The sequence below is a fragment of the Streptomyces sparsus genome (assembly GCF_054776295.1).
In genome coordinates, this window is sequence record NZ_BAAHCA010000827.1 from 1 (window position 1) to 2,199 (window position 2,199).

A 2,199-nucleotide genomic window follows, 5' to 3' on the forward strand; every position below is an offset into this window, starting at 1 on the left:
GGCCCCGTCGCGCAGGGCCGGCAGCTGCGGTGGGCCGCCGCGATGGGCCGCCTGCGGCAGCTGACGCCGCGGCGGACGGGCCGCCGTACTCCCGATCGGCCCTGCCGCCCGACTGCTCACAACCGTGTGCATCGCTTCTCCCCCGCTGGTGACGACTGTCCGGTGGGAGCAACGTATCCCGGTATCGGCCCATGCTGGCTGGCCTGTGGATAACCTCGTGTTTCCGCAGGTCAGCTCCTACCTGCGGGCATCAGGGCGCGATGCGGGAACCAGCGATGGGCGATGGGCGCGCCCCCGGGCCGAGTTCCTCATGCGGCTCCGCAGCCGGGTGCGGCCGACGGCGGATGGCATGCGCGAGCGAGGGAGGCCGGACGGGTGGCGGGCAGCCGGGTGGACCCGTCCGACCTCGCAGGCTCGTGCCCGGCACACTCGTGCCCGGCAGCGCCGTGCGCAGGACAGTCGTGCGCGGCGGCTCAGGTCACGACCGGTCGCGTGCCGAAACGGCCAGGTGCTCCCCCACCCGCTTCACCAGCAGGGTCATCTCGTAGGCGATCTGTTCCGCCTCGATGTCGGGGCCGGCGAGCACGGCGAGGCAGCTGCCCTCCCCGGCAGCCGTCACGAAGAGCACGCCGCCCTCGAACTCGATCATCGTCTGGCGCACGCCACCGGCGCCGAAGTGGCGTCCCGATCCTTTCGCCAGGCTGTGCAGTCCGGCGCTGACCGCCGCGAGGCGCTCCGCGTCCGGACCGGTCAGCGCCTCGCTCGCTCCGGTCACCAGTCCATCGGTCGAGAGGACCAGTGCGTACCGGACGCCGGGCATGCGCTTCGTCAGGTCGTCGAGCAGCCAGTCGAGCCCAGGGCTCAGTGCCATTCCCCTATTCCCCCTTCGGTGTGGCGCCCGCCGAGCCACCCCTACCCCACCCGGTCCTCCGGCAACACCGGCCAGTCGCATTTCGGCCACACTCCGTACCTGGGCGGATTCCGGGGGTGGCCGCCGGGGGCGGCCCGTGGGTGATCACCACACAGGAGGCCGACGCGTCCGGGCACGCCTACCTGCGACGGCGGCTCGGCGCGGTCAGCCGAGGATGCGGGCGGTGTGGGCCCGTGCGGCGTGCTCCACCAGGCCCGGCAGCACTTCGCGGCCGGAATCGCGTCGCCGCGCGTCACAGAGCACGACCGGGGTGCCGTCCTGCAGGTCGAGGGCGTGTGCCACCTCTTCGGCGCTGACCGACCGACCCCCGGGGAACCGGTTCAGCGCAACTGTGAACGGCACCTTCCGGGTCTCGAACCAGTCGACGGCCGCAGAGCAGTCCGCGAGCCGGCGGGTGTCGACGAGCACCACGGCGCCGAGCGCGCTCTGCGCCAGTTCCTCCCACAGGAAGCAGAATCGGTCCTGCCCGGGGGTGCCGAAGAGGTACAGCGAGAGGCCCTCGCACAGGGTGATTCGGCCGAAGTCCATCGCCACCGTCGTGGTCGTCTTCCGGTCGACGCCGAAGAGGTCGTCCACCGCCGAGCCCGCGTCGCTGAGTGGCTCCTCGGTGAGCAGCGGTTCGATCTCGCTCACCGAGCCGACGAGAGTGGTCTTTCCGACACCGAATCCACCCGCAATGATGATCTTCAGAACGAGGTCGGAGTCGTTGCTCACGCGGCGGGGTGGGGCCATCGGTGTTCTCTCCGCATGATCGTGGTCAGACGTGGTGATCGTGGTCAGACGTGTCGGCATGCCGCCGGTGGGTGCCGGTGCCGGCCGAGCCTGCTGGGCCGGCAGGGGGCCCTGGCAGCGCTGGATGTACCGCGGGGCGGAAGGCGATGCTGCGGCAGCAGGTGGGGGCGCGCGCCCGGGCCCGGGTGACGGCGTGGCACGCGGTGCGACGCGGGCGGGGTACTCCGGAGGTCCCATGGGTTCGGGACGCTAGACCGACTGGGGGCGTGCGCCGGGCGCATGAGCCAAGACGACCGGAACCTGGTCGTCACGCGGCGCTCCACGATCTCGAACGATCAATGGCGTTCCGAACATGTGTGAGCTTGTGCGACATCATGTCCGCATGGCATCGCGTGACTCCGCAGACGTACGGGACTTCTTCACCAGCCGGGCCGCGGACTGGGACGCCCGCTTCCCGGACGACGGGCCGGCGTACTCGGCCGCCGCGGCGCGTCTGGGCCTGCGCCCCGGCGACCGGGTCCTGGACGCCGGCTGCG

General features: G+C 71.8%; 2 protein-coding genes and 1 pseudogene. 1 reads left to right on the forward strand and 2 read right to left on the reverse strand.

The features are described 5' to 3' along the window. Nucleotides 1-478 precede the first annotated feature (478 nt). Together ACYVE9_RS23875 and ACYVE9_RS23880 are read right to left on the reverse strand one after the other, a co-directional pair. On the reverse strand, nt 479-871 hold the full coding sequence (locus ACYVE9_RS23875) for a roadblock/LC7 domain-containing protein (protein WP_461029959.1): 393 nt from the start codon (nt 869-871) through the stop codon (nt 479-481). 204 nt (nt 872-1,075) lie between these two features. Then, complete coding sequence (locus ACYVE9_RS23880; RefSeq protein WP_461029960.1) at nt 1,076-1,663, reverse strand: GTP-binding protein; 588 nt, start codon at nt 1,661-1,663, stop codon at nt 1,076-1,078. Nucleotides 1,664-2,045: 382 nt separating this feature from the next. Here ACYVE9_RS23880 and ACYVE9_RS23885 point away from each other — a divergent pair. Continuing rightward, nucleotides 2,046-2,199, forward strand: a pseudogene (locus ACYVE9_RS23885) (class I SAM-dependent methyltransferase); the annotation flags it as partial.